We start from the raw sequence: 24,502 nt of genomic DNA on the forward strand, positions 1-24,502 counted from the left end.
CTATAACCTCCCCGCTGTCCATTTACGCTCCAGCAGTCGAACTGCCAGCGATACGAGCGTAGCAATGACAAAATACATGAGGAGCAGCAATACCAGAATCTCGGTCGTCCAGGAGATGTAATTGTTGCGGAGCACCATCGCCTGATACGTCAAATCCGCCATGGTAATGAAATAAACCAATGAGGTGGATTTGATGAGTTCCACAAGCTGATTCCCGAAAGGGGGAAGCATTCGCAAGGAAGCTTGAGGCAATATCACATTCCACAGCCTTTGCCAAGGCTTCAGATTAAGCGCTAAAGCGGCTTCCCACTGTCCTTTCGGAACGGCCAGCACAGCGCTTCGGACGATCTCCGAGCCGTATGCGCCGAAGTTTAGCCCGATCGCGAGGATGGCCGCCAACATTTTTGGAAGCTCGATGCCGATGAACGGAAGAGCGAAATACAACCAAAACAGCTGCACCAGCAAGGAGGTTCCCCGAAAGACTTCCACGTACACGGCTGTCAATGTGCGAATGATCCACAGCTTCGACAGTCGGCATAACCCGGCTGCAAAGGACATCACGACCGCAAGGATGGCTGAAAAGAAAGCTACCACAATCGTGATCTCCGCCCCTTTTAGCAGCGTAGGGAGAAAATCAATCCACGAATTCGGCATGCTATTCCCCGCAAAGCGCAGCAGCCGTCATTTCACCCGGAAGCTCTTCTTCTGTGAATCCGAACTTCTGCAGAATGTCCAGCAGCTCGCCTGATTCCTTCATTTTTTGCAGCTCTGCATTATAAGCCTCCTGGAACTCGGTATCCGCTTGGCGGAACGCCGTAGCTCCATAACCCCGAACGCTTTCTCCATCGATGACCGGCTGCTCGAAATCAGTTACACGTTCGATGTTGTCATCACTAGCCGAATCCAGCATCGCCTGCAGAGAGGGTCCCGTCATGGTAATCGCCTGTACCCGGTCTGCCTGAAGGGCGCTAATAGCCGAGGCCTGGTCGGGGACCTGTATGATCCGGTCTGAAGGAATACCGGACTTCTCCATATAGCCGATTTCAACCGCGCCTGTCATGACGGCGACCTTAGCCTGGTCATGATTAGCAATATCCTCATAACTTCCGAGTTCCATCGGATTCCCTTGCTTCACCGCAATGGCTTCCCCGATGCTGTACTCCGGATTGGCAAACAATACGGCGGAGCAGCGGTCCGGATTAATGAACATGCCTGCGGTGATTAGATCAAACCGCTCGGCCTGCAGTCCGGCAACCAGTGAACCGAATTCCGTCAGCTCTCCCCTCATTTCCTTGATGCCAAGCCGCTCCAGAATAACCCGAGCAATCTCAACGGCTTCTCCCGTCAGCTCCCCGCTGGCCTCTTTATAGGCATAAGGCTTCTCATTCGCAAAACCTACGGTGATATACCCTTGCTCAATGGCGCGATCCAGTGTACTCCCTTTGTCACCGCAAGCCGCAAGCAATACCACCATAGTCACTGACAACATCAGCACAAGCACTCTCTTCAAAACCTTCCACAACCTTTCGTTATGACTTTGCAATCCTTACAAAATGGCACGTTGAAATTACCCTTGTTAACACATATATTAACTTGGATATAAGGACATTCAGACACCTTGCACGGGTCGGGGCTTCAGGGAAGATGATTCATCCATCTCCTTGCACGCTTAAACCCAATGCCATCCGACTGATTCAATTGGTTAAACATTTGCAGGCCTTGCCCCTCCTCTTTAGCAGAATACAAAAAGACCACCAAACAGGGGATTTAGACATAGCTCCGCCAGCAGGGGGTCAAAAAATAGAGAAAAGGCCCCTAAGAGAATCAAGGGCCTTTGTTATGAACATCCATTATGTATGCAAGACCCATCCACTGCTGACGAGGTTAGCTGACGGACTCGGGTAAGATGGTACCCTACACTCATGATTCTAAGTGACTCGCCCCTGGTGAAACTGGTTCCCCCGCTTTCCGGAAAATGTATGCCGGAAACTAAGCGTGTGTCCATGATAAAGGGAAGTTTAGGAAAAGTCAAACCCCTTTAACCGCTTTTTCTGGAAATTCAGACGCAGAAATGCCATTCTTCCGGGGTGTATGACAAGCTAGAAAAATGCCTCATTCAAGCCTGTCCACCTACAACATAGGGATTTTATCCCATACCTATTTTTCGCTATATAGCAGGCGTTTGCCATGCCTCCCTTACTCGTTCATGTGATGGATAGTTTATGCCATGAATTAGACCAAAACAGTGGAAAGCTTCTACACTCCATCTGAACCAAAAAAAATTTTTGATTATCCATTAAAAACCCATTATGACTCATTTACTTCTAGTTACGGGAGCGCTGGTGCCAGCATCATATATTAACCGCTTTATGAAGCAATGAATGCACACCAAAAACCCCGATAAGTGTCGGGATTTTTGGTCCATGGATTATACGGCTGTATATCCGCCATCCACCAGTAAGCTTGTGCCTGTAATGAAGGATGCATCTTCACTGGCAAGGAACAACACGGCTTTGGCTACTTCTTCCGGCTGTCCCAAGCGGCCCATCGGATGAAGGCCGACCAGGTGCTCGGTGATCGCTTCCGTTCTTCCCTTAATAAGCGGAGTATCGATGTATCCCGGGCATACGGCATTGACCCGGATCCCTTTTGGAGCATAATCCGCGCCCATCGACTGGGTTAACAGCTTAACGCCTCCCTTAGCGGAAGCATAAGCGGTAACACCCGCTTTTCCGACATGGCTATGGATCGAGCCGCAGTTTACGATCGCCCCTCCGGTTCCTTGGGATAACATCTGTTGGATTACATATTTATCACACAGGAACACCCCTGTAAGATTAATATCAATCGTCTTTTGCCAGTTGTCCATCGACAACTGATCAGCAGGGGCATCATGAGCAATGCCTGCATTGGCGAACAATACATCGACACGGCCAAAATGCTCAACCGTCTGCTTCACCATATTTGCAACTTCCTGTTCTTGGGTCACATCCGTCTTAACGAACAGCGTTTCAAAGCCTGCGCCTCTTAATTCATCCGAAACAGCCTGTCCCCGGTCCGAATAATCTGCAATAACAACCTTGGCTCCCTCTTCTACAAAAAGCCTTACTGCTGCTTCGCCGATCCCGCTGGCGCCTCCCGTCACAATGACAACCTTGGATTCAAATTTCATTTGTCGACCACTCCTATATTGTGAATTCATCATATCGGTTCCATATTCATGTAGAGTTAACATATTCCAGGCATGATATTCCACAAGCCCCCGTTTCTTTCCTGAACAACATCCTATCGAATAACGGCATATGGACGCTCACAACTTAATATTCGCCGCATCCTAACCTTATCCAGCCTGTCCATTGTTATACAGGCCTCTCGATCGTAAACATCTCTCCCAGTGAAGCATAGATATTACCAGCCATACGGCTCACAGGCTTCAACTTGGCAGCGTCAATCCGGCCTTGCTCGTAAAGTTCCTCCGCAACATGGAAGCGAACTACGCGGGCAATCAGCAGATCGGCACCAGGCAGCTGATCCGCTCCATTCAAAGTGACGACCTGCTCCAGCACGCATTCCATGCGAATCTTGCTCTCCAGAACGCCGGGAACTTTAACGACCTCGCTAACGACCGGGGTTAAATGCGCTCGGTCAAGTTCACTCTCATGCGGGGGCAAGTTCGCCGCCGTTTCGTTCACGGCTTCAACGTTGTCTTCGTCCACGATGTGGATGACAAGCTCGCCGCTTTGCATGGCATTTCTCGCTGTATCCTTAGCCGTACCGTTCTTCCGCTGAACGGAAACGGACAGCAGGGGCGGATTGCTGGACAGAATGGAGAAATAACTGAATGGTGCCGCATTCAGCACACCGTCCTCCGATAATGTCGTAACAAAAGCGATCGGTCGCGGAACAACGCTCCCGATGAGCAGCTTGTAGGTGTCCCGTTCGCTTTGGGTATTCGGGTCAATGGATATCATTTCAGTTACCCCTCTCTTGTATTTTGACTTGAATAGGCTCCAGACCTTCCTCAATACGGGCTCGCTCCGGTTCAAACCAGGCAGGAAGCTTCAATTGTTCCCCCAGTGAGTCCAGATCTTCATCCACCGTAAATCCGGGCGGATCGGTTGCGATCTCAAACAAGATCCCCCCTCGTTCCCTGAAATATAACGATTTGAAATAGTTGCGGTTCTTAATATCCGTTGGCAAAAAGCCATGCTGTTTCACCCACTCTTGCCATGTAACGTGCTCACCATCATCTTGAGCCCGCCATGCGATATGATGGGTCGTTCCGGCACCTCCGGCGCCCCACGGGATATCCCGCATCGGTAAATCAATCACGTTGCCGAAGGGCCCTAATGATTGAAACCGCGCATAGTTAACGTCCTCTCCCATGAAGGTCAGTCCCATTACCTGCTCCAGCGCTATCTTCGTTTCCTTCCACTTGCTGCTGAACAGGACCGCACCGCCAAACCCCTTAATCGCTGTGTCCGGCGTCACATCGTCTACAGACCAACTGCTCTTCGGTCCGTCTTCCCGCTCGACCAGCTCCAGAGAAAGTCCATCGCGATCAGAGAATTGAAGATAATGTTCGTTAAAACGGAATGCTTTCATGACAGGAACGCCGAAGCTCCGTAAACGCTGTTCCCAATAAGGCAGGGCACCCGCAGGGACAACAAAGGTTGTATACCCAACCTGCCCTCCTCCACGTCTCCCTCTTCGCGAAGCAGGAGACGGAAAGAAGGTAATAATAGTCCCCGGGTGCCCCTCCTCATCCCCGAAATACAAATGGTACACCTCAGGCGCATCGAAATTCACCGTCTTCTTCACCAATCTGAGTCCAAGCACACCCGTATAAAAATCAACATTCCTCTGCGGATCCTGCGCATAAGCGGTAATATGATGAATGCCTGCCGTTTGTAATGCCATATCTATCGCCTCCTCATTGTTTCGTGTCGAACCCGATGTTTCCATACATGATTTCTGGTTCATATAATTAAAATATACAATCTTTAAATTTAATATCTTTAATTTAAGATTATATATTTTTCATATCATTGTCAAGCGCGCCTTCAAACCTCGGGCATACAAAAAGCCGCCAAGAACGCTTCCACGCTCTTAGGCGGCTTCAGTATGCAGCTGCGACCGCATGCCTATCACCCGTCTATGCTTTTTGCCATTTTTCCTTAAAGAATAGCTGATAAACTCTCGTTACGATAATCTTAATGATCATGTAAATCGGTACCACCAGCAGAACCCCTATAATTCCGCCGAGATCCTGTCCCACCAAAACCAGGATAATGATCGTAATCGGATGGATAGCCAGCTGTTTGCCAAAGATATATGGTCCAATCAGGTTATCCTGAATCTGCTGAGCTGCCAGAATGACAACAAGCGACCAGATCGCCGTTCCAGGGGATTGAATGAAGCCGATGATCACGATCGGGATCGAGGATAGAATAGCTCCGATAAATGGTATGAAATTCGCGATAACCGCCACGGTCGTCAGCAGTAATGCATAAGGAAGACCAATAATCAGGAAGCCGATGTACATCAAGACACCCAGCGCCAGATTGACGAGCACTCGTCCAACGATGAACCCTTTGAGGGCATTGTTGATTTCATCCAGTACCGAAGCTCCCACTTCCTTGAAGCGGTTAGGCAAAAAGCTGACAATCATCTCTCCGAACTTCCCGCCTTCCTTCAGCATGTAATACAGCAGGATCGGGAACGTAAATAAAACGATGGCAAAGTTCGACACGAACGAGAAGAGGTTCATAATATAATTCGTCAGGAACGTGAAGCCTTGATTCAAATAATCGGTTAATTGGGTAAGTGGATTAGAATCCTCCGGAAATATCTCCTTAAAGAGCCCGTTATTTTCCCACTCCTGCAACTGTTCACCTAAGGCAGCAAATAATGCGGGCGCATTCTCCACAAGAGCAATGATCTGATCCCGCAGGGATGGCCATACCCCAATAATAAAACCTGTAAGTATGCCTGCAAACACGACATATAGGAGCAGGATGGCCAGCGAGCGATTTAGCTTGCGCTTTTCGAGAAGATCAACCAGCGGCCTGAGCAGGTAATAGAAGAATCCTGACAGCATCAGCGGCACGAGGATGATCGAGAAGAACGAAAGTACCGGTCTGAATATAAAATCCACCAGCGATCCCAAATAAATAATAATGAGGACCAGAATCACGGCGAGACATAATTTGAAAAACTTGTTCATTTTCAGCAAAAAGCATGCCCCTTCTCCTATTTTTTTCACCATCGTATCATGACAATGTGTGCATATACAAATCGCTTGCGTCTACACTGGTATAGGATGTCGGATTGTAGCGCCATCGCTTATATAACCATTCCGTTCACTTCATCCTGCCGATATATACTTCTCCTAACGCCTCACGTATAATATGAAGGATTGCAAGGGCAAGGATATAGTTTAGGAGGATATTATGAACATGCATGTTACATCCATCACTCTTGGTCTGATCATCGTACTGAATATCGTGTTCTCCATGTTCGTGGTTTTTAGGGAACGGCGGGATGCCGGCTCCACCTGGGCATGGCTGCTAGTGCTGTCTTTTATCCCGATTTTGGGTTTTGCGCTCTACCTGTTGTTCGCCCAAAATTTAAGAAGAATCCGTCTTTTTCATTGGGGTGATCTGCAGAAAACAGGCATCGAGAAGGTATTGCTGTCTCAAATGGAAGGGATGACTAACGGGGACTACCCGTTCAGCAATCAAGCCGCGGCGGATAGCAGCGATTTAATCCATATGCATATCAATGAGAATCAGGCGATCCTTACGGACGACAACCACGTTGAAATTTTCACGGATGGACGCAAGAAATTTGAACGGTTGTTTCAGGATATTGAGGAAGCCAAAGTCTATATACATATTCAATACTACATCATCCGTCGGGACGAGCTGGGCAAGAAGCTGATGTCCCTGTTGACCAAAAAAGCAAAAGAAGGCGTGAAAGTCCGGGTTCTGTACGACGAGCTGGGCTCGCGTCAATTAACCAAGGGCTTCTTCAAAGCATTTCGCGAAGCCGGCGGAGAAGCCGAGGCCTTCTTCCCGTCCAAGCTGCGCTTCATTAATCTGCGCTTGAATTACCGGAATCACCGAAAGCTCGCTATCATTGATGGCGACATCGGGTATGTAGGCGGTTTTAACGTTGGGGATGAGTACCTGGGTCTCAACTCCAGGTTCGGATATTGGCGGGACACCCATCTGCGCATTCAAGGTGAAGCTGTTTATGCGATGCAGGTTCGCTTCATTCTCGACTGGAATCAGGCTTCGCACCATCACGATATTTCTTATGAATCGAATCTGTTTCCCAAGATCGATTCGCCTGGCAATGTCGGGATTCAGATTGTGACCAGCGGTCCGGATTCCAGATATGAACACATCAAAAACGGTTATATCAAAATGATTTCGTCCGCCAAGAAATCGATTCATATTCAGACGCCGTATTTTATCCCCGATGCCAGCCTCCTGGATGCGCTCCGCATTGCGGCGCTGTCCGGCGTTGAGGTTAACCTGATGATTCCCGATAAACCGGACCATCCCTTTGTCTATTGGGCGACCTTATCCTATATCGGGGAAATGCTGAGAACCGGGGCTAACGTGTATCTCTACAATAATGGCTTCATTCATGCCAAGACCATCATCATTGACGAGAAGATTTCTTCCGTCGGCACGGCGAATATCGATGTTCGAAGCTTCAAGCTGAATTTTGAAGTGAACGCGTTCCTGTACGATGAGGATTTATCAAAACAATTGACTCACATCTTTCATCAGGATCTGCAGGTATCCAGCCAGCTTACGATGAAGCAGTATCTGGAGCGATCAAGGTGGATCAAGTTTAAGGAATCCATCTCACGCTTGCTGTCGCCTATTCTGTAAAACAAGCCTTTAGCGCTGCCGCAAGATTTAGCAATCCAGAAGAAATGCGGGAGACTCAGACCGTTTATACTAAAGCCAAGGAAAACGAATCCATTATTTTAAAACTGGGAAGGATGTTGCACGTGGCTAAACTGACACCGTATATTTTCTCTGAGGATGCAAAAGCGCAGGCTGAGTTTTATACCCAAGCATTAGGCGGGGAGATCTTGTCCGTGCAAACCCATGGCGAGATTCCTGGAACCAAGGAAGAGCTTAAAGACAAGGTCATGCATCTTAGTCTGGTAGCAGGAGGAATTCCAATCTTTATGTCGGACTCCATATTCCAAACCCTGGAGCGAGGGAACGGAATTCATCTGAGCCTGTCGTTTGAGAGCGATGCTGAAGCACATGAAGCTTTTGACCGCTTAGCAGAAGGCGGTAAGGTGCTTGATCCGCTGAAGACTCAATTCTGGGGAGCGCTGTTCGGGTTGCTGGAAGACAAGTTCGGCGTATTGTGGCAGGTAACGACCGAAGTCCAAGTCAATTAATGGTAGAAAGCCCTTCAAGTTTCACTTGGAGGGCTTTTTTTTGCGTTTTTATTTGGAGCTCCAACATTCCACGACTTCCGCTGCGGCCAATCGGCTTGTGTCCAAAAAGACCTCAGTCCTTATTCTCCAATTGATCACTCACCTCGTATAGATGCAGCGATAGTTCATCACCTTCGGCATGACCTAAAATAGCGCCGTAACGACTGCGCAAATTCATCCAGCACTCGTGAATCACTTTCTCCAAAGCCTTCCCTTTATCGGTTGTATAGATCAATGACATCCTTCCTTCCACCCGATTATAAACCAGCCCTTTAACGGCCAGCTTCTCAACCAGTCGGGTTACGGTAGAAGGCTGAAGATGAAGAATTTCGCCTAATTCCTTCTGCGAGATCCCTTCCTTCTCATATACAGCCATAAGCAAATAAGCATAGGTGGGCGACAATCCGCTTGCGGCAAACTCATCTTCGGCCATCTTGGTGATAACCCGGCTAAGACGATTGGTAGTGAAGTAAAGACATTCCTTGATATACGTATTTAACATAACGGCTACCTCTTTCGCTGAGTTCATCCTGTTGAATCACCTTTTATTGCTTGCACATACAAATATAATGGATTTCCAAATAAAAGTAAAGCGGCAGATTCCCACCATAACCCTGGGAGACCTCTGCCGTCATTTTATTAGGTGTATGCTTCTTCATGTTGTGATCCTGCAACTGCTTGCTTTAATGCTTCTATTCGACCTGGCTCTGATCCATGTACATGACTTCCCACAGATGGCCATCCGGATCCTGAAAGCTCCAACCATACATAAAACCATGATCCACCGGATCATTGGAAGGCGACCCTCCTGCGGAAAGCGCAGCATTGACGATTTCGTCCACCTGTTCCCGACTTTCGGCTGAAAGTGCCAGAATCACTTCCGTTGTGTTCGCGGCATTCGACAGATCTTTCTTGGTGAACGTCTTGAAATAATCCTCGGTGAGGAGCATGGCAAAGATGTTATCGCCTATGACCAGGCAGGCCGCGTTTTTGTCTGTAAATTGCGCGTTAAAATCAAAACCAATTTTCGAGAAGAAGTCCTTCGTTTTCTCCAAGTCCTTCACAGGTAGGTTCACAAAAATACTATCACATCTTAAAGCCATTCCGAATCACCTCTTCTATTTGATAGATTCATCTTAGCATGAGCTGCAGCACGACATTTCTCTTCATTTGCTATGTTCAATCCAAGCTACGGGAATCCAGCTTGCGAAGCATATTCAGGATCCTCTCGATCCTGTCTTTTTGGGATCCAAATGCTAAACAAAACGCAGCAGCGATTCAGTCGGCTGTAGCTTATAACTCTTACCCGAAAAAAAGGATGCCTCCAGGCCGTATTAAAACTCGCCTGGGAGACATCCGACTTTATTAGTTAGATAAACCCACTGCACGCAGCAATCTCATGACGGTTACCACCGTCTGAGCTTTGGTTACATGAGATTGTGGATCCAGCTTGGAGGCGGATACGCCTTGCATAATCTTCTGCTCCACGACGAAAGCGACGGACGACTTAGCATAAGACGAAACCTTGGCGTGGTCTTTAAATTTGTTTAACAATCCTTGGTTAGCTTCGTTCTTCTTGCCGGCATAATTCAGCACATTACTCAGCATGACGGCCAATTCCTCACGCGTAATCAAGCTGTTTGGATCAAAGATATCGCCTGAGCGTCCCTTCACTAACCCTGCCGCTTTCGCAGCTGCAATCTCTTTAGCATACTGGGATTTCGGATCTACATCCTTGAAATTGGCATCACTGTCGTCAGGCAGAATGCCCAGCGCCTTCACCACAATGGATATAATCTCGGCACGGGTAATTTGTTTATTACCGCCGAAAGATCCGTTACTTTCTCCAGTAACGATCAGCTTGGCAGCAGCCTGCGCCACGTCTTCCCGTGCCCAAGAAGGGATCGCGTCACTAAACCGGATATCTTGCTGAACCAGAGCATAAATACCGCTGCCGGTTTTCTTGATTTCAACAGTTACCGTGCCATCCGCGTTAACTTTAAACAAGGTCGGAACGGATCGAAGCTCCTGGGTACCTGGTATATAAACCACTCCGGTAGCACGTTTTACATTTATCTTTTTCGCATCGACGGTCATAAATTCGCTGACATGGGTTTTGCCGAAATGCTTCAGTTCGGTCGTTGTCTTATCCGCGTTTATTTGCTCAAGCTTGAACGATAGCGGATTGGCTAGTACCTCTCTTCCCTTAAGCAGTGTCTCCATGCTTGCTGCATCGGCAGCCCCTGGAGAAACAATCGAAACTTTTACAGGACCGGAAACCGTAATCAGCGAAGTCGGAATCCGGTATTCTGTCCCGTTCACGATAATGGAAAGACTGGCCTTGGCTCCTTTTTTCGCAACGGCTGCGATGATTTCTTGCGGAATCTCAACCTCAGCCTGCTTCGCACCCGCACCCGCATGGATCTGGAAGTTGGAGGAATCCGAAAGGTTAATGCTGTTAACAGCTGCAGCCGTAGGTAGGGTCACCACAGCTTTATCGCCATGAAGCGTGACGTTTGCCTCTAGCTGATCTTTGGCTTTAGGCGGTTGTGGCGTCGAAGGCGTTGGTGAACCAGAGCCTCCCGATCCTCCTGATCCGCCGGAACCGTCAGATCCACCGGAACCGCTGCTTGAAGTCGTTACACTAAGCAGATTCGAAGCGCTGGAGACGCGGTTAATCTCATCTCCCGTTCGATCTACCGCAAGCACATGAATCTTGTAGTTCGTAAGAGAGCTAAGGCCATTCACGGTATAACTATTATCTGTAACCGAGCCTGACAAAGCATTATTTACATATACTTCATATCCCGTTGCGCCTGCCACAGCATCCCATTTCACCTGAATGGAGCTTGCGCTGGCACTTACCTTCGAGAGATTCGCCGGAGCCGGAAGTGCTGAAGCATTGACTTTGCCATCGATCGGCAAGTCGTGAATGAGTTGAGTCGTCAGAGTCTTATTACGGTCGCCGCTGATATCCCAGCTCATGACGCCTGCAATATCCAGCGATTTCACGATGGAAGCGGTGTACTTCATGGTGTTCTTATCGTTGTAGGTGATGAACGCTTTATTTTGATCGTTGTACAGGTAAGGAACCTTAGCGGATTCGTTCCAATATCTTTTATAGCCGTTCTTGTTGATGTAGTTATTCTCGAGATCGCTAAAATCGAAAATGGCAGGCTCCCATGTTCCAAAACTAGATCCATCCTTATTGCATGCCTGATATTGACCAAGTGAACCACAACCATCCCAGCCCTTGCCGTAGTAAGGAACGCCCACGATCAACTTATGTGTCGGCACTCCGCCATTCAAATGGCCTAACAAACCGCCAAGCACATGATTTCTTGGAGCGGATGATGTTGGAAGAGCTTTATCATAAAATAATGGTGCATTATGATGACCAAATGAATCAGATTTACCGCTGTAATCATAGGTCATAATATTGACAAAATCGAGATACTGCACAGAGTTAGTAAAGTCTGCGTTTACGGTAAAATTGTCTCCCTGCCCTGAAGCAATCGTCAGCAAATAATATTTCCCGTCCTCTGAACCGGCTGCATCCAACGCCTCGCGAACGGTTTTCATTAACAATGTGAAGTTTTCTTTATCCTCCGGTGCTCTGGAATTCGACTCTTCCCCGTCTTCGACCGGATACTCCCAATCGATATCCAAACCATCAAACTTGTAGTCTCGGAGGAATTTTACAGCAGAGTTAGCAAACGTACGACGGGTTTCTTCCGTCATGGCTACATTAGAAAAATTATCAGACCAGGACCAGCCGCCTACTGAAACCATAAGCTTCAATTGAGGGTTCGATGCCTTGACGGATTCGAATGCTGCGAAATTCTGAAAATCAAATGTCGGATCTCCAATCACAATTTCTCCGTCATGGACGTATCGATCCTGTGCAGGAATATTAGGATCTTCGCAGGCTCTCGGCCCGCTCCCGTATTTTTTCCAACATATATCGGCAAAGGCATAGTTAATGTGGGTGATCTGTGATACATCCAAGTCACCAGGATGAAAATTACGTCCTTCGGTACTAGCTGACCAAGAAGTGTAGTACGTAATATTGTTATAATTGCTGCCAGGAACTACCGACACTGCTTCGCTTTCAGGCGAAGTCCATAGGCCGTTATGGCCCACTACCTTATACGAATAGGTCTTTCCTTCTTCCAGTCCAGCAGCTACATACCGACTCCCGCTACTCGAACCAACCTTTACTCCATCCTGATAAATATCATAGCTTGTGGCCCCAGGCACCGGTGCCCAGCCCAGTGAAACCGTAGATCGTGTAGCCGTCACTACCTGTAACCCTTGAGGTTGAGCCAGTTTCCCCCACTTAAGGGTAACGGCATTACTATTGGCGGATGCTTCCAAAGCTCCATTTACGCTTCTCTGCGCGCCTACTTTAAAAGTATAAGTCTCTCCTGCTTCCAAAGGTCCATAAGTAGCCGTGGTAACGGAGTTTTCCCAAGTGCCGCCTTTCCATGCTCCATTAATATAAATGTCATAAGCTTCGGCTCCAGGACTCGAACCCCAACTCAGCGTAACCGTATCTTCCGTTACATCGTCAATTTTAAGATGGCTTGGAGGAGTCAACGGTGCATCTTTATATTCAGCTTCGTCTTTGGTTGTGGTGAATTCCAATACATTGCTTTTGTGTTCTTTTTTCACGTCGCCGTCCCACGTAATATAGATTCTGTAGGTCGTTTCAGGTGTCAATCCGGTCACGGCGCGGGTCCAATAATTGCCCCATGCCAGCCACTTGCCTGAATCCGCGTCCCACACCTGTATATTGTTTTCACCTTCGACGGGTTTGAAATCCCATTGAAATATCGCCATATTATGAGAGACACTTTCAATACGAAGATTCTGCGGTGCCAGCGGATCCTGGGCTTCATTGGTCTGGGCTTTATACGTTGAGTTCGTTACTGTCGCGGGCTCTAGGACGGAGTTAACTGTGGAAATGTCAGTAGAAATGTCTGTAGGAGGAGCACTTTCTGCTGCATAGGATGCAGGCGCATTAAAGAGTGGCGTAAAAATAAGAATAAGGGCCAAAAAGCATATCACCCGTTTCGGGTGCTTTTTCGTTATAAATGATGTCACCGTTTTCACCTCTGTTGATTAAATTTCGATTGCAAATGATACAGCATTTCAATGAATGTCTGTCCCTCGGTGTCATCGAGTGTTTCTTTGATGACTTGCCTATTTTCGCATATCGCTCAAATCCAACTTGTATTGAAAGCGGTTACTAATTTTCCCAGCTCAATTATGTAGAGTTCAGTCCCCCCCTCTCTCTACTCATGATTGAATCACTGTCCGTACGCTCTACTACAGCCTCCTTTCTTGAATTCAAAGGTGTTCAATAAATATTCATATATTTGTATCATGGAACCTACACCATCGATTGAGAAGGGATACATTTCCATAAACATGGGGTAAATTCTTGTAATTTTATATTCTGTTAATAAATTCAACATGGATCTAATCTACCGGTGAAAGCAACACGCATAATGCCTTCAAATAAATATCTCTATTACGTTGGAATTAATAAATTCTGATATACTATTGTTAATTGAGGTACTGTGTTGTACGATGTATATGCGGAAGGCAGGTGTGAAAGACGGAACGAATATGACGTATATATGGAAAACAACCAGTTAACAAGGGTATTTCGAGAAAAACAATTCATTTAGGGGGTTAACATACATGTGAAAAAAGAGGAATTTACTGCTTGTTAGGACAGAATCGCGTTGGTAAACCATACAATATTAATAGAGAAGAGGAATCCCTTATGAAAATACGTAATCAAATTACATCTGCAAGTCTGGCCCTTTTAATAACTGGAAGTGCCCTGCTATACACATCGCCAACCTCAATTGTAAAAGCAAAGCCCACTCAAAATGTATCTAGTTCGTTACAAACAAGCACTCAACGAGATCATAATTCCGTCAAGCAAGCCATGCGGGATACGTTGCAACTTGGATTCCCGGGGATACTTGCTAAAACTTTTGAGGGTGGAAAAACGTGGGGTTATGCGGCTGGGGTAGCGAATCTGAGCACCAAGAAACCAATGGAAACAGATTTTCGCTTTCGCATTGGCAGCGTGACGAAGACGTTCACTGCAACGGTGGTACTTCAATTAGCTGGAGAGAACCGCTTGAATCTAGACGACTCCATTGAAAAATGGCTGCCTGGTGTCATTCAAGGAAACGGGTATAATGGTAAACAGATTACCATCCGGCAGATATTGAACCATACAAGTGGTATCGCTGAATACTCAAGGTCAAAAGACGTTGATTTTATGGATACAAAAAAATCGTATTCGGCTGAAGAGATAGTGAAGATGGGCATTTCTCTGCCCCCAGACTTTGCCCCAGGTAAGGGCTGGTCTTATTCAAACACAGGATACGTATTACTGGGTATTCTTATTGAAAAAGTAACCGGAAACAGCTACGCGGAAGAGATTGAAAATCGGATTATTGAACCGCTTAAATTGTCGGATACATTCCTACCTGGCAATTCAAGCGTTATTCCAGGCACCAAGCATGCTCGGGGATATTCCCAACCAGACGAAGCAAGTGAGATAAAAGACGTTACTTACTATAACCCAAGTGCAGGTAGCTCAGCTGGAGATATGATTTCTACTGCTGATGACTTAAATAAATTCTTCTCTTCCTTGCTCGGCGGCAAATTACTGAAGGAACAGCAACTAAAACAAATGCTTACTACAGTTCCTACAGGAAGAGCAGGAATCGATGGATATGGTCTTGGAATCTTTGAAACTAAGCTTCCAAACGGTGCCTCGATATGGGGACACACCGGTGGCATTCTAGGGTTTTCCACTATTGCTGGAGGTACACTTGGAGGCAAGCATACGTTGGTCGTCAGTTTGAACAGCTTGGGTAGAGATAACAGTCCTAATCCTTTTAAAAACATTTTGCTTGCTGAATTTAGCAAGTAGGCAAAAAGGAAAAACGTAGCAAGCGATTCCCTCTATTACGTTGAATAAAAAAAACTGATGTACTATTGATATTTGATGTACTGTGTTGTACGATGTATCCGCAGGAGGTACAATATCATGAATGTGGAAGATTGGAAATCACAAATCAAGAGAGGAACACTCGAATTTTGTATTCTATTGCTAATAAAGCAGCGACCCTATTATGGGTATGAAATCATAAGTAAGTTAGAACAGCATCCTATTGTTGCTGCAAAAGAAAATACAATTTATCCTCTGCTTAGAAGATTATTGAAAGAAGAATATGTATCTTCATCTTGGCAAGAAAGTACAGAGGGTTTGCCACCGAGAAAATATTATTCCATTACAGACAAAGGAAATGAATACTTAAACGCTATGTCCTTAGAATGGGATAATTTATTAATTGCTATAGCAGAAATTAAAGGAGTGTGAAATTTTGGATAAAATTACGAATGACTATCTTGAAAAGATTGAAAAGTATTTGAAATCCATGTCCGATTCCGAACGTATGGACATTGTAAAAGAAATCAAAAGTGTAATGCTTGAATTGCAAAATAATGGTCTATCTTCTGAGCAAATCATCGAGCGGCTAGGAAACCCAAAAGAATTAGCGAGAGCATATTTAGGTGAAGCCATTTCAAAGAACAGTAAATTCAGTTGGCGTAAATTCGGCGCTGTATTTGCATTTTGTAGCAGCTTTGCAGGCATCAGCGGTATGTTTCTTCTGCCTCTTCTCAGTACTCTTTCCATTGCTTTAATGATTAGTGGAGTTATTACACCAATAGGCGGAATTATTAAATTTGTTGGGCATCTTATGGGATATGATATTGCCGGAATAACAATCGAAATGGGAGCATATACACCAAGCCCAATGCTGTTCTTACCCATTTCTATTGTCATTGGTGTGTTGATGTTTTGGCTCGGGAAAGTATTATGGAAACTTACAATTAAATACATACAGGCCATTAGTCAGAAAAAGAAAACATTGTATTAATAAAAAAGAACGGGACCCGGCGGTCATTCATAGACCAACCGCACCCCGTTTTTACTATGATGGAAAAAGAGCCCTTCAAGAGCTCTTTTTCTTTTATTTATGCAATGATATCAAACCGATTCATCGAATCGAACTTAAATGCTCATGCTTTAATTTCCATAAGCCATCGGCATCGCGAACGAACACATTCGTTGCTCTCCCGCTTCCGGCCGTATATGTCCCCTGATGATAACCCTCAAAGTGATAGGTATAAATACATACCGCCGAATGAGCATCACTCGCTATCCACTCTATATCCTCCGCCCGGTATACCTCATCCCGAATAACATTCCAGGCATGTTCGAAATATGCCCGGATCTCATCCAACGTATGACAGCTCCGATCCGAAAACCAATAGACCGCTTCTCCGTCGAGCAACCGGGCTACATTGTCAAAATTATGCGTATTCGTAGCCGCTATGTATGCCTCAAGTGCCTTATGATATGACATCGTTCCACACCTCCCATCCCTCAAATAGGCATATAAGTTAATAAACAAAGTATAGTACAATTTTGTTCAATGACGGATCTTTCCTGGTTAACTTTCATATATCTGTGTTTATGTTAATGTCCTTAACATTTTGTTTGAAAATTTGCCTTTCCTTCCAAGACTGCATTCAAGAATTTCTTTGACTTTTTCAATCGCTTCTGGATCTCTTCAATTTCTTTGATTTTTTGTTCAACCATTTTTGTCTTTGCCTCGTATGATAAATTAAGTTGTTGATTTACTAGCAAACTTAATTCTTCTATAGAAAAGTCTACGGATAAAAGTGCCTTCACATCATCTAGAAACTCAACAACCTCTTCAGAATAAACACGATAATTATTAACATCTCTTTTAACATAACTGTCTGGAATTAGGTTTTTACGTTCATAGAATCTTAATGTTGATATGGGCAGACCCGTTAATTTTGAAACATCGTTTATTTTCATAATAGGACCTCTTTATTTCTTGCTATAAACCTAGGTTCATAGTTCATAATACGAAATATGATAACGCACGACATACACAATGTCAAAAAAATCTAATGTTATCAAGAGGAGAGGTTCTATGTTTAACCATATTCAAAACAATGATTTCGCCAATATCGTTATGGGCCGACGTTCTGTCCGTAATTATGATGAGAATTTTAAAATATCGAAGGAAGAGATAAGCGAAATGATTTCTGAAGCCAGTCTGGCTCCATCCTCTGCAAATATGCAGCCTTGGCGTGTAATTGTGGTCGATACTCCAGAAGGAAAAGAAAAGCTAAGACCTCTTGTGCGTTTCAATACATTACAAAATGATACTTCATCAGCTATGTTATTAATTTTTGGTGACACCCAAAGCTATTTATATGCTGAAGAAATTTACAATACAGCCGTGGAACAAGGAAAAATGCCAGCTGAAGTACGAGATCGTCAACTCGAAACCATTCTATCCATGTTTCCGACCCTATCAAAAGAAATGAAAGTTGAAATTGCAAAAGTCGATAGCAGCCTCTTTGCAATGCAGTTCATGTTAGTAGCTCGTGCACATGGGTACGATACGAATCCAATGGCAGGCTTTGAAGTTGATCAGTTAGCAAAAGCATTTGATTTAGATGAAGAACGCTATGCTCCAGTCATGATGATTTCAATAGGAAAAGCCAAAGAGGATGGGCATGAGTCTGTTCGATTAGGTTCTGACAAGATTACATTTTGGAGGTAACCATTATCCGTAATCGATTCACCATTCTTTCTTCAAAATAACATCAGACTCAAACCGCAAGTTTATATAGAAGCTTACTGTTAAAGGATCAATAATCGAAAACTCTAAAGCTTGTTAAGCTAACGAAAAACTCAATCAAAAAGAAAAAGGGAGCCGGTCATTGTGATCGGCTCCCTTGGTTTCACATAAACTAATATTTCATTCCATGAATTATATTTTGTTTTTATAAATGACTTTGTCCACATCGTGTCTAACGGTTTTATGGCCTTGTTTAATTCCTTTTCCAATGGCTATCAGCATCACATCTTCATACCTGTCAGAAATCTGTAAGGCCGACTTTAATTGTTCGGAATCATACCCGGACATGGTAATCGTATGAAGACCCGCCTCGTTCGCCAGTAAAACTAACGACATAGACGCCAGGCTTGCGTCTCTTACTAATTCGAGTTTTAAATCTTCTTTGGATTTATTTAGATAATACTGGATTGCCGCGTTGGCTAAATAGTCTCTTAATGATGCGTCAAAATACCCCTTTTGGAATCCATCTTCATGAATATTGATAATATTTTCTTTTTCAAATGCTTCATAATCGCCTAGTACAACGATTAGTACGGATGCTTCTATTACCTGTTGCTGATGAAAGGCAATGGGGAGTAACATGTTCTTTAAATCCGGTTCGTCGATAACCAGGTACCGTGTTGCTTGAATATTGTTTCCGTTGGGCGATTTACTGGCTCCTTCAATCAAAGCCGCCAACGTTTCCGATTCCACTTTATAATGGGGATCATAATGCCTGACAGAACGTCTTTGTTCTAATATCTCTCTCACACTCATTGTGCTCACTCCAAATGTTTTATTTACTCCATATTCCGATTATAATGGACCGTAAAGTGGCAGAAAATAACGCACAATAAAGTGGGTTAGCCACCTTTATGTGCCTATTCAGGAGGAATACATAATGAACAGTCTCAATACGGGAATCAATATTTTTATGAATACGGTAGGAGGAAAGTGGAAATGTTTAATCCTCTTTTTCCTGAGTCAAAAACCAAGGAGAACCAAGGAGTTCTATCAGCTCATGCCGACCATAACGCAGAAAGTCTTAACCGATCAATTAAAGCAGCTGGAAAAAGATGAGCTTGTCCGAAGAGAAGTATTTAAAGAAGTACCGCCTAAGGTAGAATACAGTTTAACTGAGCTGGGCCAATCCTTCGTCCCTGTATTAAATACAATGTGTGAATGGGGCAACACCTATGCAATCGTACAAAACCTCGAAAGAGAAGAACAAATCTGTAGCCAGCATAAATAGGTGGTGCATAAGAGGCGCGAAAAAAAAACGAGCAGACGAATGATCGTCTGCTCGTTATCTATTTGTTAAACTCCTTCATTCGTCTCATTCTCCGGAGCCTGCTCTTGCTCTTCCGAAAGCGCGCTTTCGTCGGACAGCTCATAGGAGACGCCATCCACTACGACCTTCTCGACTAGGGACACGTCAAGTGGTTGATCCAGCTTCAGGGTGACCTGACTCGCGTAAGTCTGGTTTTCCTGAGTGTCACCAGCACCTTCAGAAGACGGAACGTCTTCGTCCTTGGCTGTATCAGACGAGCCTTCCCCTTCTGTTGTCCCGGTATTCGGCTCCGCTTGATTCCCGGTTGAATCAGTCTCTGTCCCTGATGGGTCGGTATCCGCTTCGCCCGTTGTGTCATCGGCGCAAACCCGCGATAATTCAGGGCTGGCGGCCTCAAACAGCGTGCTTGCGTCTTTGCCTACAACCTGTAGTTTATCCACACTGAACTCCCGGCAAGCCGCCGGCTGTTTAAAATGGAAAGTCAGTTCGGTCTTGCCCTCCTGCTCGCCTTCCTCCACCACCGTCGCCGTCAATAACGGCTTTTCAGGGACGATATCAGAAGAAGCCGGAGGTGCGGTAACCGGGGGCGTGATGACCGGATTCGGATCAGCATTACCGTCCGCAGGTCCTTTGCCGTTTTGGATCATCATGAAGGCAGCACCAGCAATAACGATCACCACAAGCAAGGAAGAAGTGATTTTTACGAACCGCGAATGCTGTCGAAACCATCGCACCAACGGTGAAGCCAATTCGGCCCTGACCTTCGTATACACCGGTTTGAGGATGGGCGCAGGCGAATTGAAATACGTTTTCGCATAATCCTTATTCTTGAAGGCTTCACGGTCATAGGATTTGAAATAATGAACGATAGCGGCGGCATAAGCCGGAACAAGTCCCCGCGGTCTAACGAATACCGGCTGCTCGGCAGACCACTTAATATACTGGTATACCACTTCCGGACTGTTGCCGTATCTGTACAAATAATCAAGCAAGCCCCGGTAGTCTACGGCACTGGAACGAATCTCCGTGCAGAAGGCCAAGGTAATGCTATCAAATCTGGATGGCATCACATGGTTCTGCAGCCACTTTCGCATGATTTGTTGGGTTCGTTCCCGCTCCTCGGCTGACAGATCTGCCAGCACCTCCGCTTGAACCTCTTCATGGCTGGACCACTGGTAAAGGGCGAGCATGACTTCCGCCTTGGACCGAATCCGGGAGTCAAAACGCTCTACCCAACCCTTGAACTCCTTCGGCATTTGCAGAAACCCGATATCCAGCAGCTGTTTCTGGCTTAATTGCTCGGGCTCCAACTCACGCAAAAGAAAGAGATTTGCCGCATAAATCAAACGGTCTGCAAATGCAGTTCCGCCTTGGTAACGACCCATTCCCTTCTGAGGATGGTGCTCCAGCGAATCCAATTGATCCAGCACGGCGTTGACCGCTCTCACCGGGTCCGGATCTTGCTTAAGCTTATCGACAAGCTGGGCTTCCGCTAACCTGATATAATTCTCCTGCTCCAGCAGGAGAGGGTGATTCCGAACCCACAAGCCGATCAGATCTACCAAATCCGTAGGCGACGCTGCTTGCTGCATGCGCGTTTTCATATATGGATCGAACATCAACGCCGGCAGCCCCGGACTGGTCAACACCCTGGCATAGAAGGCTCGGCTTAAGGCCGGGCTGCCCTCCAGCAAGTCGTAAATCGCCTCGGTCACATCCTGGCGTTGCTTCGATAAGGCATTATTTAATGAACGGATAAAATATTCCACAATCAGATCCTGATGCTGCCGGGGATTGATGCCGTGATAATCCTTAACGAATCCGGCAATCGCTGCATCCGGAACCTGTCCGCCTTTGATAAGCTCGAATTCCTGGGCAAACAGGGCGTGGAACAGCTGATCCAACCGTCCCTTAGAATCCAGGGCGCCTGTCGGCTTCAAATAAAGCAGCAAAGCACGCAGCACAGTATGTTTATGCTCATGGTACAAGCCCTCTTGGCCTTCTTCAATCTGGAACAGCACACATAAATCGTCGTAGCTATCCAGCAAGATCCCAAGACCCGGCTCCATATCCGCAAGCATCTGCTCGGCGAAGGTAAAAAAGCGCCCTAAGCGATCGGGGTCCAATAGCGTCTCCCATGCAAAATCAAGATAAGGTTGCTCGGACCATTTCAGATCGACATTAATGACCCTGCCGGCAGCGAGCTCAAACAAATAGTCCTTCTCAATGCTCCGGTCGCCTAGGCGCAGGCTGCCCTTCTCTACGAACATGAGGTGAAGTCCCTTCTTGCTCTGCGGCTCTTTGGCATAGGTTACGAACCCAAGCACCCGGCGCAGCGCATAGGGCAATCGGCCAAACAACACAAAGAGCAGCTGCTCCGCCTTCGCGGACAACTGTTCCACCGGGACATCCAGAACGATATATACCTTTTTCTTCCCTGCAGCCGCGGATATGCATGCATAGAGCAGCTGCTTGAATATCTTCTCGTCGATCCCAAGCTCCTGCAATAAGGCTGGCGTCTCCTTGGATGAGATGGCGGCTTGAGAGTCCGCCTGAACCGGAATGGCAGGAAGCTGCGGAAGATCTACGCCTTCTTCGATATCGTAATGATCGGCAAAGGAGGCCTGGAGCCAAGTTTGATAAGCGGAATGCTCATCTTCAAGAAAACCGTCGGGAATGACATAATGATGCGTAAAAAAGGCACTGCGAAGCCCCGTAAAGTCCGCAGGCTGAAACACGCTTCGCCCTAGCACCGTGTCCCCTGTTTCCGTATGGAACAGATGAAGGGCGGCCGGATAAGCCGCCGCTTCCCTCTCGCTGCGTGCTGTCAGCTCGGCTGGAGCTTCGTATTGGCAAAAGGGATGCAGCACCTTTTTGATAAAGGAAGCCTCCAATCCGGACGAACGAGCCACCGTATCAAAGCCTTCGGCTGAACGGAATATGCCCCGGCGCTCCCGCGTGTACATTTGCTGCTGTATGGTTCGGGATGGGAAATCCGGCACTAGTCTTCCCTCCCCTGAATATACTTCAGCTTGTACAGAAGCCAGATGAACGGCTCATCGACCCGAATCGGGCTGACAACGCTTTGCAGCTTCTGATCGACAGGGTTGCTGCCTAGAGCCGACACGGCAAAATACGCTGTATTGGAAAAGTATACATCCATCGTTCCCTTGAACGGACGGTCGACCTTCTCGATAAAACGGCGGATTTCGCCGTCAATATTTTCAAATTCGGTCAAATTCATAAACTTGCGGTGCACCACATTGTTAAAGATGTTGCTGTTCAGCTTCACGTATTCGCCATCCTCATCCTTAAGCGCATGAAGCATGTCGCTCTTGGTTAAGACGACGGCTGTCGGAATATCCGTCTTGCCCTTGTCCTCATAAGCGATGAAATCGCCGAACATCGTCAGCACGACATCCCGCGGCTCATCATACTGGGACACCCATTCACCGGGCTGGTCACCGAATTTCAGGCGGATTTTCTCCCGAATGGAGCGGATTTGGAGCGGATCCACCATAAACAGAATACCCGCGGAATTCTTGATATGCTGTCCGTGAAGTCCCAAGTAATCCTCGTCCACCATGCCCTCACCCGCTACGTCAAAAAATACGAGGGTTAACGGCGGCTTGGACTCATCCTTGAACACGAATTGGAAAATGAAAGGCTCCTGCATCTTCTCCTTCTGCGTGGACGCCAGCAAATCTCCGCGCTCAAATAACGGCTCCTCATAGCCCGTACGGAACTTACGGCTGATCTCGGCATTTAGCGGCATGCAAGCTGCATCGAAATGATCCGCCGTCGTATGCTGCAGCGTATGAATGAGCGAAGTCATATAGACCGACTTGCCCACTTGCGAAGCACCGATAATCGAGATAATGTTGTTCGGCACCTTTCCTGCGGTCACCGGAAGCTCATTATGGCATTTCGGGCATAACCGTCTGCGCGTAACGACACCGTAACGGTCATTCAATCCAACCAGCACGTGATCGGAATAAATGTGATGCTCCTCCGGTATGTCGCTCGGCCGGATAATCGCTTCAATATCATAAACGGAATCCAGCCCAAAGCGTTCCCGGTACCGATTCAGCTCATCATCTTCCCCAAGCGCATAGTCCTCGTCATCCTCTCGATCGTGCGCAGCCCGGAAGACAACCTCCTTCGGAGCAAACTTACTGAAACAGTAAGGGCACACAATATCATAGAACAGCGGCTTTGGCTCCGGCTCCGGTTTTTTCTTGAAAATATCAAAAATGCCCATCCTTTGTACCTCCCTCTGAACCCTATGAATTACACACTGATGCGTTCATCGTGGTTACAGTGTGTTCTCTCTCTATCTATAAACGAGCTCATACCGTTGTCCATACTTCTTACCATCCGTAAAAAACAGGCGAATATAATCGTTCTTGCCTACCTCAATCGCAGGCAATTCGTTGCGTCCCGCTGCAAAATCCGTAACGAAAGGGTACAAGATGCCGTCTTCCTTGTTTACCGGGTAAGCCCCCTGCTTCTTTACGTAGCATAAAACGTCCTTGGGTACCGGCACTTCCGCCGTCACCTGAATTTCAATCGTCTTATAAGGCTGCAACCAGCGGCTCTTTTCACGAATGGAGTAGACCAGTTTAGCTTTGCCGATGCTGAACTGAATGCTGTTCGCTTCATCCGGCTGCCTGATTAAGGCCATCTCTCCATCTTCGGAAGACATGGCGTATACCGTATACGTGATCTGGCCAATTCCGTCCACCCGGTCCCGATACCCATTGTTCGCCTTGTACTCGTCTCGGGTATACAGGCGCAGGCTGCCAGGCTCTATAGTTCCAGCAGGCAGACCAAATCCATCATCCATCGCGCGGTGAATATATACCGCCTGAAGACCTGGCGGCCAGCTCCATCGGAGCGTACAGTAGCCCTCGTCTAATTGATAGCTTAATCCCTGAATGACCCATTCTCCGGGCTCCGCATTTTTAAAACGCATAT

General features: G+C 46.5%; 22 protein-coding genes and 1 riboswitch. Of the genes, 7 read left to right on the forward strand and 15 right to left on the reverse strand.

Going from position 1 to position 24,502, the window contains the following annotated elements:
* The 6 genes from ehuC to AB4124_RS25090 form a co-directional block, all read right to left on the reverse strand.
* Entirely contained in the window at positions 1 to 654 is a 654-nt protein-coding gene (ehuC, locus tag AB4124_RS25065; protein ID WP_076325306.1) for an ectoine/hydroxyectoine ABC transporter permease subunit EhuC, read from the reverse strand.
* A gap of 1 nt (position 655) precedes the next feature.
* Positions 656 to 1,510, reverse strand: a complete 855-nt coding sequence (ehuB, locus tag AB4124_RS25070; protein ID WP_441974537.1) for an ectoine/hydroxyectoine ABC transporter substrate-binding protein EhuB — start codon at positions 1,508 to 1,510, stop codon at positions 656 to 658.
* Positions 1,511 to 1,860: 350 nt separating this feature from the next.
* A riboswitch (cyclic di-AMP (ydaO/yuaA leader) is annotated at positions 1,861 to 2,006 on the reverse strand.
* A gap of 422 nt (positions 2,007 to 2,428) precedes the next feature.
* Complete coding sequence (locus AB4124_RS25075; RefSeq protein WP_076325305.1) at positions 2,429 to 3,172, reverse strand: SDR family NAD(P)-dependent oxidoreductase; 744 nt, start codon at positions 3,170 to 3,172, stop codon at positions 2,429 to 2,431.
* A 187-nt stretch (positions 3,173 to 3,359) separates the two neighbouring features.
* Positions 3,360 to 3,971: a flavin reductase family protein gene (locus AB4124_RS25080; RefSeq protein ID WP_076325304.1), complete on the reverse strand. Its 612-nt coding sequence runs from the start codon at positions 3,969 to 3,971 to the stop codon at positions 3,360 to 3,362.
* 1 nt (position 3,972) lies between these two features.
* On the reverse strand, positions 3,973 to 4,920 hold the full coding sequence (locus AB4124_RS25085) for a ring-cleaving dioxygenase (protein ID WP_441974538.1): 948 nt from the start codon (positions 4,918 to 4,920) through the stop codon (positions 3,973 to 3,975).
* Between the two features lie 235 nt (positions 4,921 to 5,155).
* On the reverse strand, positions 5,156 to 6,235 hold the full coding sequence (locus AB4124_RS25090) for an AI-2E family transporter (RefSeq protein ID WP_076325302.1): 1,080 nt from the start codon (positions 6,233 to 6,235) through the stop codon (positions 5,156 to 5,158).
* Between the two features lie 223 nt (positions 6,236 to 6,458).
* On the opposite strand from AB4124_RS25090, the gene cls reads away from it, so the two are divergent.
* Positions 6,459 to 7,907: a cardiolipin synthase gene (gene cls, locus AB4124_RS25095; RefSeq protein ID WP_441974556.1), complete on the forward strand. Its 1,449-nt coding sequence runs from the start codon at positions 6,459 to 6,461 to the stop codon at positions 7,905 to 7,907.
* Positions 7,908 to 8,029: 122 nt separating this feature from the next.
* Entirely contained in the window at positions 8,030 to 8,434 is a 405-nt protein-coding gene (locus AB4124_RS25100; RefSeq protein ID WP_076325301.1) for a VOC family protein, read from the forward strand.
* A 112-nt stretch (positions 8,435 to 8,546) separates the two neighbouring features.
* Here AB4124_RS25100 and AB4124_RS25105 read toward each other — a convergent pair whose 3' ends face one another.
* From AB4124_RS25105 to AB4124_RS25115, 3 genes are all read right to left on the reverse strand, one after another.
* Positions 8,547 to 9,002, reverse strand: coding sequence for a MarR family winged helix-turn-helix transcriptional regulator (locus AB4124_RS25105; RefSeq protein WP_430200546.1), 456 nt, complete (start codon positions 9,000 to 9,002; stop codon positions 8,547 to 8,549).
* Between the two features lie 163 nt (positions 9,003 to 9,165).
* Positions 9,166 to 9,576: a VOC family protein gene (locus AB4124_RS25110; RefSeq protein ID WP_441974539.1), complete on the reverse strand. Its 411-nt coding sequence runs from the start codon at positions 9,574 to 9,576 to the stop codon at positions 9,166 to 9,168.
* Positions 9,577 to 9,838: 262 nt separating this feature from the next.
* A complete protein-coding gene (locus AB4124_RS25115) occupies positions 9,839 to 13,531 on the reverse strand; it encodes a glycosyl hydrolase family 18 protein (RefSeq protein ID WP_441974540.1) in 3,693 nt (1,230 codons plus the stop codon).
* A 736-nt stretch (positions 13,532 to 14,267) separates the two neighbouring features.
* On the opposite strand from AB4124_RS25115, the gene AB4124_RS25120 reads away from it, so the two are divergent.
* The 3 genes from AB4124_RS25120 (at position 14,268) to AB4124_RS25130 (ending at position 16,449) form a co-directional block, all read left to right on the forward strand.
* On the forward strand, positions 14,268 to 15,437 hold the full coding sequence (locus AB4124_RS25120; protein ID WP_441974541.1) for a serine hydrolase domain-containing protein: 1,170 nt from the start codon (positions 14,268 to 14,270) through the stop codon (positions 15,435 to 15,437).
* A gap of 117 nt (positions 15,438 to 15,554) precedes the next feature.
* Positions 15,555 to 15,887 (forward strand): PadR family transcriptional regulator, encoded by a 333-nt coding sequence (locus tag AB4124_RS25125; protein WP_441974542.1) that lies wholly within the window; start codon positions 15,555 to 15,557, stop codon positions 15,885 to 15,887.
* Between the two features lie 4 nt (positions 15,888 to 15,891).
* Positions 15,892 to 16,449 carry a DUF1700 domain-containing protein gene (locus AB4124_RS25130; protein ID WP_441974543.1) on the forward strand — a complete coding sequence of 186 codons (558 nt, stop codon included), beginning with the start codon at positions 15,892 to 15,894 and terminating at the stop codon, positions 16,447 to 16,449.
* A 120-nt stretch (positions 16,450 to 16,569) separates the two neighbouring features.
* On the opposite strand, the gene AB4124_RS25135 is transcribed toward AB4124_RS25130, so the two are convergent.
* On the reverse strand, positions 16,570 to 16,938 hold the full coding sequence (locus AB4124_RS25135) for a YybH family protein (protein ID WP_076325295.1): 369 nt from the start codon (positions 16,936 to 16,938) through the stop codon (positions 16,570 to 16,572).
* Between the two features lie 122 nt (positions 16,939 to 17,060).
* Positions 17,061 to 17,420, reverse strand: coding sequence for a MerR family transcriptional regulator (locus AB4124_RS25140; protein ID WP_100541392.1), 360 nt, complete (start codon positions 17,418 to 17,420; stop codon positions 17,061 to 17,063).
* Positions 17,421 to 17,538: 118 nt separating this feature from the next.
* On the opposite strand from AB4124_RS25140, the gene AB4124_RS25145 reads away from it, so the two are divergent.
* Entirely contained in the window at positions 17,539 to 18,177 is a 639-nt protein-coding gene (locus AB4124_RS25145; protein ID WP_430109562.1) for a nitroreductase family protein, read from the forward strand.
* Positions 18,178 to 18,387: 210 nt separating this feature from the next.
* On the opposite strand, the gene AB4124_RS25150 is transcribed toward AB4124_RS25145, so the two are convergent.
* Positions 18,388 to 19,011 carry a nitroreductase family protein gene (locus AB4124_RS25150; protein ID WP_430109561.1) on the reverse strand — a complete coding sequence of 208 codons (624 nt, stop codon included), beginning with the start codon at positions 19,009 to 19,011 and terminating at the stop codon, positions 18,388 to 18,390.
* A gap of 124 nt (positions 19,012 to 19,135) precedes the next feature.
* Here AB4124_RS25150 and AB4124_RS25155 point away from each other — a divergent pair, with 124 nt between their 5' ends.
* Positions 19,136 to 19,486: a winged helix-turn-helix transcriptional regulator gene (locus AB4124_RS25155; protein ID WP_430109559.1), complete on the forward strand. Its 351-nt coding sequence runs from the start codon at positions 19,136 to 19,138 to the stop codon at positions 19,484 to 19,486.
* Between the two features lie 65 nt (positions 19,487 to 19,551).
* On the opposite strand, the gene AB4124_RS25160 is transcribed toward AB4124_RS25155, so the two are convergent.
* The 3 genes from AB4124_RS25160 to AB4124_RS25170 form a co-directional block, all read right to left on the reverse strand.
* Positions 19,552 to 22,527: a GAP1-N2 domain-containing protein gene (locus tag AB4124_RS25160; protein ID WP_430109557.1), complete on the reverse strand. Its 2,976-nt coding sequence runs from the start codon at positions 22,525 to 22,527 to the stop codon at positions 19,552 to 19,554.
* Positions 22,527 to 23,786, reverse strand: a complete 1,260-nt coding sequence (locus tag AB4124_RS25165; protein WP_441974544.1) for a hypothetical protein — start codon at positions 23,784 to 23,786, stop codon at positions 22,527 to 22,529. Before AB4124_RS25165 ends, AB4124_RS25160 begins: the two co-directional genes overlap by 1 nt.
* Before the next feature lie 72 nt (positions 23,787 to 23,858).
* Positions 23,859 to 24,500, reverse strand: coding sequence for a beta-mannanase (locus AB4124_RS25170; RefSeq protein ID WP_441974545.1), 642 nt, complete (start codon positions 24,498 to 24,500; stop codon positions 23,859 to 23,861).
* Positions 24,501 to 24,502: the final 2 nt, after the last annotated feature.

Source organism: Paenibacillus sp. 2KB_20, assembly GCF_052115765.1.
Lineage (GTDB): Bacteria > Bacillota > Bacilli > Paenibacillales > Paenibacillaceae > Paenibacillus_AQ.